The following is a 16,631-nucleotide window of genomic DNA, read 5'->3' on the forward strand; positions in this document are numbered from 1 at the left end:
GTGGGGGATACCGCTTCGCGCAGCGCCTCCTGCTCTGCCCGCTCGGTGCGTGTCCGCGCACCTCCGCCACGACCGAAGTGAGGAAGGCGAGCAACCGATGAGCAGCGCATATTCGTTCCTGCCCTGGCTGCGCCGTGGCATCGCCACCCAGATCAGCGCGGACCCGGGCTCGGCCGCCCGCGCCGGCATCGAGGTCAAGCTGCGCATCGACGGCACCCCGCGGACGGCCGGCGCCATCCTCACCCAGGAGGTGGGGCACAACGTCCAGCTCTACGGGCCGGGCGACGTGATCGGGATCGACCCGCGGGCCGTCGTCCGTACCGAGCCGCGTGACTGGGTGACCAACTTCGACCCCAACTACCTCGCGTTCATCGAGTTCTACGAGGAGGACTACTGCTGGCGCTACAGCCCGGCGGTGCCCAACGCCACGACCGGACGGCTGGCGCCCTGGCTGGCGCTGATCGTGCTCACCGAGGAGGAGTTCGAGGACGCGGGCATGCCGCCCGGCCGCCCGCTGCCGTTCATCACGGTCGACGACCTCGCCACGCTGCCGCCCCCCGACCAAGTGGGCGCGTTCGCCCACGTCCACGTCAACCGCGAGATCACGTCCGGGCACACCGCCACGAACGACATGGCCGCGGTGCTGCCGCAGCTCGCCGCCACCCTCGGAGAGAACCCCGACCTGGCCTGTTCACGCCTGATGTGCCCGCGCAGGCTGGACCCGGTGGTCGCCTACCACGCGTTCCTGGTCCCGGCGTTCGAGACCGGTCGGCTGGCCGGGCTCGGGCGCGACCCTGCGGGTGCGCCCGGTGCGCTGCACTCGAGCTGGTCCCCGTACTCCGGGCGGCCGGAACCGGGCAACATCCCCGTCTACCACCGGTTCTCGTTCCGTACGGCGCCGACCGGCGACTTCGAATATCTGGTCAGGCTGCTGAAGCCGCGGCCCTCGGACGCCCGTGTGGGCAACCGCGACATGGACACCCAGGAGCCGGGCGCCGGGCTGCCGCCGGCCACTCCCACGGACCCCGGGCTGGATCGTGTGCTGCGGCTGGGCGGTGCGCTCAAGGTCCCCGAGTCGTCACTGTCCCCGGCGGAGCTCGACGAGCAGAACAAGTACGAGAACTGGGACGAGCCGTACCCACATCCGTTCCAGACCGCGCTCGCGACGCTGATCAACCTGAGCCAGACGTACACCCAAGAACAGCCCCTCACCGCGCACCAGCAGATCGCCGCGGGCCCGGTGGACCTGGCGAGCGTCGTGGACGCCGGCCCCGACCCGTTGGTGACCCCGCCGCTGTACGGACGCTGGCACGCGCTCACCTCACGGCTGCTCACCGACGAGAGCGGCAATCCGCTGCCGCACCCGCGCAACTGGGTGCACGAGCTCAACCTCGACCCCCGGTTCCGGGCCGCCGCGGGCATCGGCGCACGCGTCGTACGCGAGCACCAAGAGGAGTACATGCAGGCCGCGTGGGCGCAGATCGGCGACGTGCTGGAGGCCAACAAGCGAATCCGCGGCGCCCAAGTGGCCCGCGAGGTGTCGCACGCGCTGCACAGCGGGCATCTGAAGACGCTGAACCAGGTCGCTCCCGCACAGGTCCTGGCGATGACGGCGCCAGTGCACTCCCGGGTGGTCACCGACGCCGCCATCGCCGGTTCCGGCGTGGCTGCCAATGACGCGGCGCCCCTGGATACCGCCGAACTGGTCAGTGTGGCCGCGCAGTTCGCCCGCAGCCGGATCGCCGCCGCGCCCGTGTCACCGGCGATGCGCAGGCAGACCAGGCCGGGTTCGCGGCTCATGCGGCGGTTGCCTCCCCTCGGAGACGGCGGCGGAGGGGACCTCGTCCAGGACGGTGCCCCGCCGCCCAGCCTGCTCGACCGGATCAACCGGGACCAGGTACGGGCCGCGCCGCGCAAGGTGGCGCCGCCCGCCGTGACCACCGTCGACAACCTGGAGTCGGAGCTCGAGGGCCCCATCATCGGCGTCAGCGACGCCGGCGAGGGCGTATCCGGCGCGAGGGGTCCCGGTGGCATGACCGCCACCGGCGGCACCGTCCTCGTCCCCAACCCGGTGCCGGGACTGCCGAACAGCTCGGACTTCGTCATCTCGCTGCCCGGCGAGGGCGTCACTCCGCACGCGGGTGGCACGGACAGTCCCGAGGCAACCCGCTTCAAGCAGGCGCTGAACGCGGCGTACGGGGTGTTCAACGGCTCCGCGATCGCCGGGCAGACGCCGGAGCGCAAGGCCGTGAACCTGACCGCGATCGGGACCGGGACGCTCGACGGGCTGCACCCCGACCGCACGATCCCGCGCCGGGTCCTGGCCGGCATCCACTACCCGCACTCCAACGAGATGGACCTGTCGCCGGAGTCGGACCGGGCGTCGCCTGCGCCCCGGCCGCGGGCACTGCTGCCGACCCCGGCCACGATGGTCGAGGCGATGGCCTACCCGGTGATCGACCTGCCGATGTTCCAGCCGCTGATCGACCTGTCCAACGAGTTCTTCCTGCCGAACCTCAACCTGGTGCCGCGCGACAGCATCACGCTGCTGGAGACCAACCAGCGGTTCATCGAGTCCTACATGGTCGGCCTGAACCACGAGATGGCCCGCGAACTGCTGTGGCGCGAGTACCCGACCGACCAGCGCGGTACACCCTTCGCGCAGTTCTGGGACGTACGCGGGGTCCGCTCCAAGCCGGGCGAGTCGGCGCAGGAGCGGCGCGAGCGGCTGCTCGACATCCCGTCGATCGACACGTGGACCGCGGAGTCGGAGCTGGGGGATCACGACAACCGCGAGATCAACGGCGAGAAGGACGACGAGCTCGTGCTGGTGATCCGAGGTGAGCTGCTGAAGAAGTACCCGACAACGGTGGTCTACGCGCACCGAGCCGAGTGGCTCCCCGGCCCCGGCGGGACCCCTGACCCTTCCCTGGGGCGCAAGCTCATGGATCTCGACCCCGCCGCCACCGAGCCGTCGGAGGACATCGTCAAACTGCCCTTGTACGAGGCCAAGGCCGCGCCCGACATCTACTTCTTCGGCTTCGACCTCGACGAGGACGAGGCCAGGGGCGATTCCGGCGAGCATCCGAACGACGACGCCGGCTGGTTCTTCGTACTCAAGGAACGCCCCGGCGACCCGAGGTTCGGCCTGGACATCAACCGCGAGGGCAAGCTGCAGGTCTGGAACGACCTGGCCTGGCCCGATGTGCTCACCGGGCCGCCCAGCGGTGCGCCGCGCTACCTGAAACTCGACGCGAGTACCCCGGCGCTCGCTCTGGAAGCGCCCACCACTCCGGGGAATGTCAAGGCGGAGCAGTACACGGAGGACAAGGACATCCTCTGGAGCGCGCAGATCGGCGCCGGCGACCTGGCCTACATCCTCTACCAGGCGCCCGTGTTGGTCGCCGTGCACGCGAGGGAGATGCTCCGCGATGGCTGAACCACACACTCGGCGAGTCGAGCAGGCCGTGGCACCCATCCCGGGCAACCTCAGCGACGCCTACCCGATGCTGCTCGGACCGGTGCGCCTGGAGACGGTGTTCACCCCCACCGAGCTGCTGGTGCGGGTGTTCCCCGACGAGTGGGCCGTCGACGCGTTCGAGCCCAAGCGCACGGACCACGAACACGAGCTCGCCTTCGGATACTGGCGCAAGGTGTGGCAGGCCGGCGGCGACCGCGCGCTGCGCCTGTCCGCCTGGCGCGACCTGGTGAACAGCGCGGGCGCCGGGCGGGCCAAGTGGATCGCGGACAACCGCAAACCGCTCAACCCACAGGACGAGCCGCACCGTATCGGGCCCGACCACGTCATCCTGGTGATCGCGGACGACGATCCGCTGCCGGCGGCCGACCGGCCGCCCGCCCGCACCTACTGGACGGCGATCTACCGCGCCGCCGGCGCCAAAGCCGCCGTGCAGGCCGCCGACTCGGCCCTGCAGTCGGCGGTCGGCTCCACCCGCGCCACCCGGATCCGCGCACGCCGGCCGGCAGGTATGAGCCAGGTGCCTCCGGGCGGTGTGGCGACCGCCCAGGTCACGGTGGCCTTCCTGGACATGCCGCAGGCTCAGGCAGGGCAGACCAAGGGCTCGTCGTGGACGGTGGCAGCCAAGGCCAGGCTGCTGCCCGACCGGTTCACCCTGCTCGGATACGCGGGTGGCCAACTGGTCGTGAACGTCACGGGCAACGCGGTGCCGGACGAACTCGCCGTCAGCCCGGATCCCTCGACGCCGTCGGCCGACCAGCTGCGAGCACAGAACGGTGACCTGAAGGTGCCATCGGCGCTCGCCTGGCTGACCGACTTCAACAGCGCGGTCCAGGCCGGAATGGGATTCCGCATCCCGCTGACCGACGCGATCAGAGGAGGCCTGGACCGGCTCATCGCGATCGGCGTACGCGTCAAGTCCGGCCCCACACAGGCCAAGGCCGAGCTGGAGGGACTGATCGCCCGGCAGTCGCAGAGCCGTGCGGGCTACCGGCTGCTGCGCCAGGGAACGCCCACCAACAACACAGGTGACGCGCAGTCCGGTCACGGCACCGGCGACGAGGCCGAGGAGAGCTACACCGCCGTGTTCGAGGGCCCGGCCTCTCCCGCGCCACCGGGGGACTGGCGGGGCAAGACCGACGGCCAGTGGCTGGCCGAGCTGCTCGGCATCAATCCCGAGGTGACCCGGCAGCTGATCGGCGCCGACGGCACCGACACGCGCGAGGCGCGGGCGATGAACACCGCACTGTGGCCCGCAACTTGGGGCTACCACCTGCACACCATGCTCAACCCGGTCTTCGGGACCGCCGCCGTGGACGCCACCCGGTCCTTCTTCACCCGGTACGTCAGCGGGCGCGGTCCACTGGCCACGGTGCAGGTGGGAAGGCAGCCGTACGGGCTGCTGGTCACGACCGCCTTCTCCCGTATGGCCTGGGCCGACAACGACACCGCCGCAGCGCACCGCAGGCGCATGCACACCGTGCTGCAGACCATGGCCGGCGACTGGCAGCAGCTCGCGGCCGGTGTGCCGCACCTGGGCCAGGACGCAGACCCGCACCAGCTGCTGCTCGACCTGCTCGCCGCGCACCCGGCCTCGGTGGAGTTCCACCAGCGCTACGGGCAGAGCGCCGAGGACTACTTCAACCGGCTGAACCTGGAGGGCTTCGGCACGGACGTCATCACCGCGCTGAACACGCTCAATGTCCGGGGGCGGGTCCGCACGTTGCTCACCCACCTCGGCTACGATCCGCAGCGGCCCGATCCCGACGCGTCCACGCGGTTGTTCACCGGCCGTCAGCACGCGCTGCGCGGCCCGATCGTGGACGACCTTCCCATGTCGGAGAGCCGACCGGTACACGTCTCCTCCGACGACGGCCGCAACTACCTCGCCTGGCTCGCGCACTTCGCGCGTGCCGACTTCAACGCCGTACGCCGCGAGGACGGGTTCAGCGGCGGGAAACCCACCGCGCTGCTCTACCTGCTGCTGCGGCACGCCGTACTCACGGCGTACGACGAGGCGGCGCTGCGGCTGTCGGCAGCCGCGCACGGCGGCAACGAGACCCAACTGCTCGCGGCGCGCCGCGAGCAGCCGTTCGTGCACATCAGCACCCGCACCCAGGTCAGCGAGAGCCGGTACGGCCGGCTGTACGCGCCCGACCCCGCCGTGACGGGCGCGCCCGACACACTGATCGCCGACTACATTCCGCAGGTCATCGGGCAGCGCCCGGCCACGGTCGACCTCGCCGAGCAGCTAGATGCCGTCGACCTGCTCGCGCAGGTGCCGACCGCGCGGCTGGAGCGCGCACTCGCCGAACACATCGACTGCTCCACCTACCGGCTGGACGCCTGGCGGCTGGGACTCGCCACCGAGCGGCTGTTCACCATGCGGTACGGTGCGGCCGGCAGCGGCCCGGCCACGACCGGGCTGCACCTCGGCGCCTTCGGCTGGCTGGAGAACCTCCGCCCCCGCGGCGCGTTCGAGCAGGTACAGCTCTCCGGTCGGCTCGCTCAGGTCTTCACCCCGCCGGGGAGCGGCCCGCTGCTGCGTGACCCGGCGAGCGGCGGGCACATCCACACGCCCTCGTTGAACCACGCCACGACCGCAGCGCTGCTGCGCACCGGCTACCTGGCCAACGGAGGCCCCGACAACCCGGGCACCATGGCGGTCAACCTCAGCTCCGAGCGCGTACGCATCGCGTTGTCGTTCATCGAGGGCATCCGTTCCGGTCAGTCACTCGGTGCGCTGCTCGGCTACCGCTTCGAGCGCGGGCTGCACGACAAGCACGATGTGGCCGAAGTCGACTTCTTCATCGCCGCGTTGCGCACGGCGTTCCCGCTGGTCGCCACGAAGCTGCCGGACACCGAGCCGCTCGCGGGCACCGCGATCGAGCAGGTGGAGGCGCGCAATGTGATCGACGGACTTGAGCTCGTACGGCACGTCACGCGCACCGGTCCGGCCACCTACCCGTTCGGGCACCCTGAGCTGCCGCCGGCCGAGCCGGTACAGGCCCAGGCCATCGAGGAGGAGGTCCAGCGGCTCGTGGAGATCCACGACGCGCTGGCCGACCTGGCCGTCGCGGAAGGCGTGCACCAGGCCGTACTCGGCAATCCCGACCGCGCCGGCGCCGTGTTCGAGGCCTACACCAAGTCGGGCTTCCCGCCCGAACCGGTCGTGACCGCGACACCGCGCAGCGGCGTCAGCCTGAACCACCGGGTCGGTCTGCATGTGCGTGCCGGGCGCCCGCCGAAGATTTCGCCGGTGGCCGGCGGGCACATGACCCCGCGTGGCCGGGGTGAGCCCGGCGTCAACGACTGGCTGGCCCGGCTGCTGCCGGGGCATGGTCAGGTGGCCTGCCGGGTGACCTGGACGGACCCGCGGACCGGAGACGACCGCGACCGGGTGGTCAACCTGGCCGAGCTCGGGATGCAGCCGATCGATCTGCTGTGGGCGCTGCGGCCGAACGACGCCGCGGCGATGACCGACCTGGACGACCGGATCCTCGGCCAGGTGCTGCAGATGGGCAACATCCGCCCCGACGCCGAGCCGCTCATCCGGTACACCGAGCGCGTGCAGGGCAAGATCACGTTCTTCGAGCTGTCCCCGCTCATCTCCGCCCTGCGGCAGCTACTGCTCACGGCCCGCCCGCTCCGGCCGAGCGACCTCGTGCCGCAGTCGGGCACCGAGACGACCGGCTCCGCGCTCGACGAGAACGTGGACCTGCCCCGGGCCCGGCCCGCCGCCGTACGCGAGGCCATGCACGACTTCGCCGAAGAGCTGGACGAGTTCATCGAGGATCTCGGCGAGCCGCTGGCCGATCCCGTCGAGAACCGCGCCGAGCTGCTCTCCGACGTCGACGACTATCTCGTCCGGATGGCGGAACTCGCGATCACCGCAGCGGGCTTCGCCATGGTGCGCAGTGGCTGGGGTGAGCTGGCCCAGTGGCGGCGCGACCGGTTCCGCGAGGTGCTCGCGGCGGTGGACGTGGTGGCCGACCGCATGACGGTCACGCTTGCCGCGGCGGACGCCAAGATCGCGGCCAACGACGCGCTGCCCGCGGGCACTGCGGCCGAGGTCAGGTTCGGCCTGCTGCAGCAGGCCGAACGGCTGCTCACCACCACGCCGACGAGCCCACGGCCGCAAACGCCACAGCAGCTGCGGGGGATCGTGGCCGGCCGCCGCGCCACGTTCGACGTCCGCCTTTCCGGGCTGAAGTCGATCGCGAATACAAACCGCTCGACCCTGTCCGGGCTGCTGCACGACGTGAGCGCCCTGCAGCCGATCACTGCGTTCGACCCGGAGGGCCTGGATCTCACCCCGACCGAGGACGCGGTGATCGCTTTCCTGACCGGGCTCGCGGCGCGCGCCGCGGACCTGCGGGCGGACGTCGGCCAACGGCTGACCGCCGCCGACGCGGAGCTCGCCCGCTACGACGCGGTGGCCGCCGGCAAGGACCGGGTCACCGCCGCGGTCGCCGCGATCCGGGCGCTGATCGGCCCGGACGCGCTCGCGGTCCACGAGTTCACCGTGCCCGACGACCTCGGCGACGGCTGGCGCGACGGGTACCTCGCATCCAGGCGGGGCGACCTCACGGACCATCTGGACCGTGACTTCCCGGTGGACGACTGGCTGCACGGCGTGGCCCGGGTCCGGCCCAGGCTGGGCGTGTGGGAGCGGGTCACGCTGCTGACCGACGCGCTCGACGGGCACGAGCCCGAACTGCTCCCCGTACAGTTCCCGTTCGAGGAGAACGCCCCGTGGCTGGCCATGGAGCTGCCCGCGAGCTATCAGCTCAGGAGCGACCGGCTGCTCTACACCGCGCACTACAGCGACCAGCCGAATCCGCACGACACCTTCTGCGCACTGCTGATCGACGAATGGACCGAGACGCTCCCCGCGAAGGCGGAGACCACCGGCATCGCCCTGCACTACGACCGACCCGGCTCGGAGCCGCCGCAGACCATGCTGCTCGTCGCGCCGCCCAAGCGCACGGGCGCCTGGAACTGGGACGACCTGGTCGCCGCGCTGCACGAGACGCTCGACCTGGCCCGGTCGCGCGCCGTCGAACCCACCCAGATCGACGGGACGGCCTACGCGCAGCTGCTGCCCGCCACGGTCATGACGGCGACGGCGTCGCCGATCACGATCTCCACCGATCTCTCCATCAACAACGATCAGCCGCCGGCGAGCGGCCCATTGCGACCCGCGAGGGGCTGACCATGGTTCGTACCCCCATCCAGGACATGCGGGCCGCGCTCGCCGCCCGCGAATTCCCCACGGTGACGGTGTGGAACCGGCTGGAAGGCAGGCCGCGGAGCACCGAGTTCGGGCGCGCTCTGCGGGCCGAGGTCCGCGACCCGTTGTGGATGCTCACCCGGCAGTGGCAGTTCGGCGAGTTCCAGGGCGAGGACGCCGGCACCCCGGTCACCGCGAAGTACCACATGCGCACCACCAAGCCCGGCCGCTACCGCCCCCGGGAGACCTCGCCAGGCGACCTGCCGAGCGGGCTGCCGCTGGAAACCGTGGTGGAGCGCCGCCCGCTGCCGTTCCGGATCGGCGCCGACCGGGTCTCCTTCGATCTGAGGCTGGCCATGGGACGCAGGTGGCTGAAGCTGGCGCCGTTGCCCCACCGCGGTTCCTACGTCCAGCGCTGGCCGATCCGGCTGCCCGACCCGGCGGCCGAGGCGGACACCCCGCTGGTGGCGCACCCCGAGGTGTGGGCGACGATGCAGGCGGTGGCCGGGCGGGCGATGGACGGCTACGAGCTCTATGTGCACCTGAAGAACGGCGGGCACGCCTGGGACGGCATTGAGGGAGTGGTCTCCCAGTTCCAGAAGCAGCAGCTCGACGCGCTGATCCCGAGGTTCGTCGGGTGGTTCGACGACCTCATCGCGCAGCCGCCCGCCGCCGAGGCGTACGACCCGTCCCGGCTGGAGCACCGCTTCGACCTTGCCGCGCCCGAGGCCTCCGGCGAAACCGTGCTCGCCGCGGAGGAGTATCCGGGCGGGCACCTCGACTGGCACGCCTTCTCCTATGACACGTCCGGGCTGACACTGGGCGCCACCGGCACGCCGGGAGAGGTGGTTCGTACCGCGGTACCGGGCACCGTACGGTTCTCCGGCATGCCGTTGCCGCGGCTGTGGGCGATGGAGGACGGGCGCACCGACTTCGGCGCGATCACCGCCGACACCACCGACCTCATCCGGCTGCTGTTCATGGAGTTCGCGCTGACCTACAGCAACGACTGGTTCGTGCTGCCGTGCGACCTCGACACGGGGACGCTGGCCCGCGTCGACGGAATGGTCGTGACCGACGTCTTCGGACGGCGGTTCTGGGTCGAGCCCGTGGGTGCGGGGCCCGACGACGACTGGCAGCGATGGTCGATGTTCAACCTGGACATCCAGGGCGAGGCGCCGGTCGCCGCCGACACCGGGTTCTTCCTGCCGCCGAGCGTGCCCTCAGTGGCCGACGGGCCGACAGTCGAGGAGGTCGTGCTGATCCGCGACGAAGCCGCCAACATGGTGTGGGGCGTCGAACGCTCGGTACTGCTCGCCACCGGCGACTCACTGCGGGGCGAAGAGGCGGCGCGCGAGACCCTGGCACACCGCCGGCTGCTCGCCCCTCCCCACACGCCACCGACCCCGTCGGCGCCGATCGCGTACGAGGCGATGAACACGGTGCCGGAGAACTGGATCCCGTTCATCCCGGTGCATGTGCCCGGCGACAACCGGGAGATCCAGCTGCAGCGCGGTGCCATGCCCCGCGTGCTCGACGGCACCACGGCGCCGCCGGTGCCGGTGCGGCCGCGGACCACGCTGCTGGGCGAGGGCCTGAGCGCCGGGCAGCCTTACTTCGTACACGAGGAGGAGGTGCCACGCGCGGGGACCCGGCTCTCCGCCGCCTACAACCGGAGCCGCATGCCGAACGGACGCGTCGTCGTCTGGTACGGCGTCCGGCGCTCGACCGGTCGGGGTGAGGGTTCGAGCTCGCTGGACTGGGACCGCCTGGTGGACCAGCCCCAGGCGGAGCAGGAGTAATCCGCAATCGGGCATCACTGCCGGCCCGCTCCCTGTCCCTCGACCCGGGGTAAACGTCAGTGCCCGTCCTGTGGTTGTGCGGGTGCCTGGGGGCCCGACAGGTTGCGGACCTGCTGGTCGTAGTCGTCCAGCACCTGACGCAGCTGCTCGAGCGATTCGGCGGGAATCTCCGGGGGCGGGGACTTCGTGACGTAGCGGGCTGCTGCGACCAAGGCCGCCAGTTCGTACACGTGGAAGGTGGCCCGGAGCACCGTCGGGCGCACTCTTTGAAGTTCCATCTCAGGCTTGGGACCGTACGTAGTCGACGACCTGCGCCAGTTCGGCGGCGAACTGGTCGTAGTCCTCCTGCATGCCATTGATGTAGGCGCTCCAACCCAGGCTGGCCTTGGCGTAGTGGACGGCTTCCTGTATTTCCTCGTCCGTCGCACCGAAGAGCTTGGCCGCCTCGGCGTGGAACAGGCTGCAGTAGCGGCACTTCGTCTCCGCGTGCAGTCCGACGCCGATGAGCTCCTTGTACTTGTTCGGGATCAGCGTCTCGCCGAGTTCGATCTTCTTGAAGATCTCCCACTCGGGTGCGAGCAGTTCGGTCGGGATGCTCTGGAAGAAGTGCGGGACGAGACCCAGCGTCTGCTTGATGTCGGCCTCGATCTCGCCGCGATTCACGGTGGCAGCCATGACCGGTCCCTCCTCAAAGAGGCGCCGCGTGCCAGACCCGGGCCCCGTTCATGCTGGTCACGAGCTGGGAAGGCGCCAAGTCTCACGACGGCACTTCGCGGGCCTCAACCAACTCAATCACGGTACGGACGTGCTGTCACCCGAGCCGGTGTCCGCCCAACTGCGTCTTGATGTGGCCGATCACCTCGTGCAGCCCCTCGTCGAGCGGACCAACCTAATGTCCGGATTGGTGCCGGTATTTGTGGCGAGGGGATCCTGTCCGTGCCTGGTCGTCGGCTGCAGGGCCTTCCACTGACCGATCGCGCACGGCGTCGCGCTCGCCCGTTTCCGCAGGGGCTCGCGTCTCCCGCAGGACGACGGACCGGTGCCGCCGCCGTGCGCCGCCGCCCATGACCAGGGCGCACCCGATGCAGAAGAGCAGGGCCAGGGCGACTCCGGACAGGAAAATGGACAAGCTGTTCATGGTGGCCACGTCGTTGTCGAACATCGTCACGGTGTACTCCGGGCCACCGGAGAGGTTGTAGGCGATCAGCAGCCCAGTGAAGGCTCCGGTCGCTGCGAGTAGCAGAAGCCCGAGAAGGATCATGGTGCGAATCCCTTCAAGATTGTCCACTCCTGGCGTATGGCGTCTGCCCAGGTTTCACCCTTTTTAACGCCATCGCCGGCACCTGGAGGTTGTCCGGGCCGCCCGCGACATCGACTACGCCCGACCTGGATGACTACGCCCGACCTGGACGACTGCGGCGGACTCGGGCGAGGACGAGCACCGTGTCGTCGTCCGGCGGGTCGGGCAGCAGACTCGACAGCATGCGGTCCGCTGTTTCTTCCAACTGGACCGGCGCCCTGCGTAGTTCGGCCCGTACCGCCTCCAGGCCCTCTTCGATGTCCTGGCCCCGTGCTTCGATGAGGCCATCGGTGTACAGGGCGAGAATGGCGTCCTCAGGCAGGGTGATCTCGATCGTTTTGAAGGGCTGGCCGCCCACCCCGAGGGGGACTCCAAGGACATCGCTGATGGTCTCGACCGTGCCGTCCGGGTGGCGTACGAGGGGCGGGGGGTGGCCGGCGCTGGCGATGCGGGCGCGCCCGGTCGTGGGGTCGTACAGGATGTAGAGGCAGGTCGCCAGCTCGATTCCTGCCTCCTGGGCACAGGCGTCGAGCTCGGAGAGCAGGTCGTCCGGTTCCTGGTTGTGCCTGGCAAGCGCCTTGGCGGTGATGCGCAGCCTTCCCATGGCCGCGGCGGCCGGCACCCCGTGTCCCATCACGTCACCGACGACCAGGGCGACCCTGTCGCCGGACAGGTTGATCACGTCGTACCAGTCGCCGCCGACCTCCGTGATGTGGCTGCCGGGCAGATAACGGTGGGCGACCTCCACGTAAGGGCTGGTCGCCAGGGCGCTGGGGAGTAGCGCGCGCTGGAGGGTGAGCGCGATGTCCTGCACTCGGCTGTAGAGGCGCGCGTTGTCCAGGCAGAGCGCGGCGCGCGAGGCGAGCTCGCCGGCCAGGCTGAGGTCCTCTTCAGTGAAGGCGGGCCTGCCTGCGGAGCGTCCGAACATGGTGAGGCCCTGGACCGTGCCTCGGGCGATGAGCGGGGCGATGAGGATGCAGGCCAGGCCGCTGTCTCTGAGGAGCTGGGCGCGGGCCTGGTGGATGACGGTCCGGGTCATGAACTCGTCGTTCACGAGGACGGAGACGGGGCGGCCCGTCAGCAGCATCCGGTGGATGGCGGAACCCGGCGGGTACGTCACGTTCTCGAGCCCGCTCACGAGGTCGGTGGCGGGCGGGGGCAGGATGGTGCCGGCGGCGATCCGGCGGGTGACCAGCGGCAGTTCCGGGTCGAACACCTCAGGCTCGTCCATCCACTCCACGACTTCCACGACGGAGGCGTCCGAGAAGTCGGGAACCGCGGCCGCGACCAGCTCCCGGGCGGTGACGTCCACATCCAGGGTGGTGCCGATCCGGGCCGCGGCCCGGTCCAGGAGGGCCAGCCGTTGCCGACCGGCGGTGGCCTCCATGATGGCCTGCTCCCGGTCGGTCACGTCCACCAGCAGCCCGCCCACTCCGGGCCGGGAGCCGACCGCGCCGGTGAGGGGGAAGAAACTCACCGACCTCACCTGATCCCGATCCGGGTCACCCGGCGTGCGCACACCCACCAGGGCGCCCACGACGGGCTGACCGCCGTCGGCGACTGTGCGCAGTATCCGCTGGTACTCACCGCCGTCGGAGGTGATCATGATCTCTTCCATCCGCCGTCCGAGGTGCTCCCCGATGGGGAGGCTGTCCATGTCGGCGAGGGCCTGGTTGAGGTGGACGTAACGCAGCTCCTCGTCGAGCATGACCAGGCCAATGGGGCAGGTCTCGAAGAGGGCGTCGAGGAAGGCCAGATTGGTCTTGACCCGATCGAGTTCGTCGCTGCGGCTCGCCAGGGCCATGACCACCGAACGGCCCCCGGCGCCGGTCACGGGGAAGACCCGGAAACCGCAGTCGAAGACCGCGCCGTCCAGGTGCCGTGCGGGCAGTCGGCCGCGCCAATACCCCAGGGTGCGGCCCCGCTCCGCCAGCCGGACCGAAGCGTCAGGGGCGCCCTGGGGCGGATCCGGGAAGAGGACGCCGGCGGGTTTGGACAGCACCGCCGTGGGGCCGTGCCCGAAGAGGTCCTGGGCACCGGGACCCCAGTAGCAGATCCGGTCGTCCTCGTCGATGCCGAGGACGGCAACGGGCACGTGTTCCAGCAGTGTCCCGGGCTCGGACCAGAGTGGACCAGGAGCCTTCTCGCCCCCCGACGGTTCTGACGGCACGACTGTCGCCTTCCACCCGCGGCACGCATCGCCTCGCCCCACCCATGGGGTGCCGGTCGAGGCTCAGGCGTCTTTGTCATCCATTGTGCAGATATCCAGGCGACTCCGTATGGCCAGAGGTCCTGCCTTCCCTCACGTGGCGGGCCGGCCACGGTCTCTCACCCGGTAGCGGTTCCCGCGCGCAGCTCCGCCGTGGCTGGGGAGCTGGCGCGCAGGTGGCATCGATATCGGCGATCAAAGCGGTCCGTCATAGGGTGATGACGACCTTCGCGCGCGCGTGCTCCACTTCGAGGTACGCGATGGCCGCGGCAACCTCGCTCAGCGGGAAGGTACGGTCAATGACCGGCGTAACCTCCCCGGACTCGGCGAGTTCCCTCAGCGCCGCCAGATTCTCCTTGTTCGGCGTCGCCGTGAGGACGAGCAGCCGATGGCGGACGAAGCGCGACAGCGCCTGCCCCCTGAGGATGAGCCCCATCGGCCCGACAAGACTGCCGCCTTCGGACGTGCCCCCACCGGACAGAACGAGCGTCCCCGCGGGTGTCAGCGCGCGTCGGCACTCGGTCAACGAACGGTTCCCCACCAGGTCGAGAACGACGTCGTACTGCCGTCCGCTCCGGGTGAAGTCTTCCCGGGTGTAGTCGATGACGTGGTCCGCGCCGATCGACCGGACCAGGTCCATGTTTCTCGTACTGCACACGCCGGTCACCTCCGCGCCGAACGACTTGGCGATCTGCACGGCGAATGTCCCCACACCACCTGACGCGCCATTGACCAGGACCTTCTGTCCCGGCTGTACTCGCGCCAGATCACGAAGGCCCATGAGGGCGGTGTTCCCCGCCAGCGGCACCACGGCCGCCTGCTCGAACGTCAGGTTGGCCGGTTTCGGCTCCAGCACGTCGTCCGAGGCACTCACGTACTCGGCAAATGCTCCGTCGGCTTCGCCGAACACCTCGTCACCGGGGCGGAACCGTGTCACGTCCTTGCCCACCGCTTCGACCCGACCCGCGAAGTCCGTGCCCCGGATCTTCGTCTTCGGCCTGCGGACTCCGAGCACCAGGCGCGCCAGGTACGGGTCACCTCGCATGAGGTGCCAGTCGCGCGCGTTGACCGCGGCCGCGTGGACCCGTACCAGCACCTCGTGGTCGGCGACCGCCGGCTTGTCGACCTCCCTGAGCTCCAGAACGTCTGGTGAGCCGTACCGGTCCTGGACGATCGCCTTCATTGAGTCTCCGTTACGCCCGAGTTCGGTGCAGATGGATCGGCTGAAGGGAAGATCAGCACTACTCATGACGGTAGGCGAGCGACCGTGATGCGGGCATCAGGGACAAACCCTAGGTGACTCCCTTGGCAGAGGGGTCGAGCTGGATCGCGGTCTGCGGATGCGTGTCGAGCGGTCGACGTCCCCATATGTCTGGAGCACGCACAAGTCGGCGCCTGCGAAGCCTTCTTGGCACTCCATGCCAAGTAAGGTGCGCGACGCGTCGCGTGATCATTCGTGCCGCTCGCTGTCGTTGTCCGGGCCGTGGGTGACGCGGATTTTGGACTGGCCGTGCGGCAGTTCCTCCCAGTCGGCCATGAAGCGGGCCGCCAGGCCGTGTTTCTCGGCCAGGGCGATCAGCGTCTCGGTGCGGTAGTAGAAGTCCTCCCGCAGCACCTGGTGCTCCTTGCCCTCGGTACGGTCGAAGGTGAAGTCGAACCAGCCGCCCGGTGCCAGCACCCGGCCGACATTGGCCAGGCACTCCTCGATGACCGGGAGCGGGGAGTGCGAGAAGACACTGTGCGCGTGCACCACGTCGAAATGGGCCTCGGGCAGGAAGCGCAGGGTCAGGTCGCGGACCGGGGTCAGCGTGGCGAGCCGCTTCTGCAACCCCACGCGCACGATCGTGTCCTGCGCGGCGACGAGGATGTCCGGTGAGATGTCGATGCCGTAGTAGTGCCCCGGCTCCAGGTGCCGGATGAACCGCCAGCCGGCCCGCAGGTTGCCGCACCCGATCTCCAGCATCCGGTGCTCGGGGCGCAGGCCGTGGCCGAGCAGGTAGTCGAACTGCATTGCCCCCAGTGCCAGCCAACGCTCGTGGCTGCGGCTGCCGACCGCCGCGTCCGGGTCGGCGCGGGTGTCGGAGCGCATCACCGCGCGGTAGTAGGCGATGTGGTCCGGCCAGCGGTGGCGCAGCCACGCGTCCCGGGTGGCGCGGGCGATGTGGCGCGGCACCCGCTCGGGGTGGCGCAGCGCATAGGCGATGCGGTGCCCGAGGGCGGCGCGGTTGACGGTGACGTTCTTGGCAGGCACGCGGATTCTTCCTCCTCGCTCGGTGCGGACGCGGCGGCCGTGCCGCCTCGCCTCGCGGGTCTCGATACCAGCCTCGGTGCGCGAACGGGAGCCGGATGGGGCTGACCGGCTCTGATACGGGGACGGTTCGGGGGACGCCGCTATCAGCCGATTGGAGGTTGCGGCACCGCTTGGGCACGTTGAGCGCGCCACGCACGTTAGGACTGCCTGCGAGGAGAGGCCGGGTGAGGCGATGAGGAGGCCGTCGGTGCGGCACAGTGAACAGCCACGTCGGTCGTGCGGCCTGTGACGGCGGCGACCGGGAGCCTTTCCCAGGGGGAGGGCGAGCGGGCCGATCCGGACGGGCGATGGCTGACGG

The 16,631-nt window shown here is 70.2% G+C and carries 9 protein-coding genes; 3 read left to right on the forward strand and 6 right to left on the reverse strand.

Annotation, left to right across the window (positions count from 1 at the left end):
- The first annotated feature begins 97 nt into the window (after positions 1 to 97).
- Genes OG729_RS38080 through OG729_RS38090 form a run of 3 tightly spaced genes read left to right on the forward strand, consistent with a single transcriptional unit; the run spans position 98 to position 10,513 of the window.
- A complete protein-coding gene (locus OG729_RS38080) occupies positions 98 to 3,439 on the forward strand; it encodes a hypothetical protein (protein WP_405810686.1) in 3,342 nt (1,113 codons plus the stop codon).
- Complete coding sequence (locus tag OG729_RS38085) at positions 3,432 to 8,693, forward strand: hypothetical protein (protein WP_405810687.1); 5,262 nt, start codon at positions 3,432 to 3,434, stop codon at positions 8,691 to 8,693. Before OG729_RS38080 ends, OG729_RS38085 begins: the two co-directional genes overlap by 8 nt.
- A 2-nt stretch (positions 8,694 to 8,695) precedes the next feature.
- Positions 8,696 to 10,513 (forward strand): hypothetical protein, encoded by a 1,818-nt coding sequence (locus OG729_RS38090; protein WP_405810689.1) that lies wholly within the window; start codon positions 8,696 to 8,698, stop codon positions 10,511 to 10,513.
- A gap of 56 nt (positions 10,514 to 10,569) precedes the next feature.
- Here OG729_RS38090 and OG729_RS38095 read toward each other — a convergent pair whose 3' ends face one another.
- The 6 genes from OG729_RS38095 to OG729_RS38120 form a co-directional block, all read right to left on the reverse strand.
- Entirely contained in the window at positions 10,570 to 10,791 is a 222-nt protein-coding gene (locus OG729_RS38095) for a hypothetical protein (protein ID WP_360875119.1), read from the reverse strand.
- Position 10,792: 1 nt separating this feature from the next.
- A complete protein-coding gene (locus OG729_RS38100) occupies positions 10,793 to 11,188 on the reverse strand; it encodes a carboxymuconolactone decarboxylase family protein (protein ID WP_405810690.1) in 396 nt (131 codons plus the stop codon).
- A 214-nt stretch (positions 11,189 to 11,402) separates the two neighbouring features.
- Complete coding sequence (locus tag OG729_RS38105; protein WP_405810692.1) at positions 11,403 to 11,774, reverse strand: hypothetical protein; 372 nt, start codon at positions 11,772 to 11,774, stop codon at positions 11,403 to 11,405.
- A 133-nt stretch (positions 11,775 to 11,907) separates the two neighbouring features.
- Positions 11,908 to 13,983: a SpoIIE family protein phosphatase gene (locus OG729_RS38110; RefSeq protein ID WP_405810693.1), complete on the reverse strand. Its 2,076-nt coding sequence runs from the start codon at positions 13,981 to 13,983 to the stop codon at positions 11,908 to 11,910.
- A 247-nt stretch (positions 13,984 to 14,230) separates the two neighbouring features.
- Positions 14,231 to 15,205, reverse strand: a complete 975-nt coding sequence (locus OG729_RS38115; protein WP_405810695.1) for an NAD(P)-dependent alcohol dehydrogenase — start codon at positions 15,203 to 15,205, stop codon at positions 14,231 to 14,233.
- A gap of 267 nt (positions 15,206 to 15,472) precedes the next feature.
- The gene (locus OG729_RS38120) at positions 15,473 to 16,273 is read right to left on the reverse strand and encodes a class I SAM-dependent methyltransferase (protein ID WP_360875103.1); all 801 of its coding nucleotides are present in this window, start codon (positions 16,271 to 16,273) and stop codon (positions 15,473 to 15,475) included.
- Between the last annotated feature and the right edge of the window lie 358 nt (positions 16,274 to 16,631).

The organism is Streptomyces sp. NBC_00210 (genome assembly GCF_045160975.1).
Classification (GTDB): Bacteria; Actinomycetota; Actinomycetes; order Streptomycetales; family Streptomycetaceae; genus Streptomyces.

Coding starts and splice junctions, on each gene's coding strand:
- OG729_RS38080 (WP_405810686.1), top strand. CDS start 98: ATGAGCAGCGCATATTCGTTCCTGCCCTGGCTGCGCCGTGGCATCGCC.
- OG729_RS38085 (WP_405810687.1), top strand. CDS start 3,432: ATGGCTGAACCACACACTCGGCGAGTCGAGCAGGCCGTGGCACCCATC.
- OG729_RS38090 (WP_405810689.1), top strand. CDS start 8,696: ATGGTTCGTACCCCCATCCAGGACATGCGGGCCGCGCTCGCCGCCCGC.
- OG729_RS38095 (WP_360875119.1), bottom strand. CDS start 10,791: ATGGAACTTCAAAGAGTGCGCCCGACGGTGCTCCGGGCCACCTTCCAC.
- OG729_RS38100 (WP_405810690.1), bottom strand. CDS start 11,188: ATGGCTGCCACCGTGAATCGCGGCGAGATCGAGGCCGACATCAAGCAG.
- OG729_RS38105 (WP_405810692.1), bottom strand. CDS start 11,774: ATGATCCTTCTCGGGCTTCTGCTACTCGCAGCGACCGGAGCCTTCACT.
- OG729_RS38115 (WP_405810695.1), bottom strand. CDS start 15,205: ATGAAGGCGATCGTCCAGGACCGGTACGGCTCACCAGACGTTCTGGAG.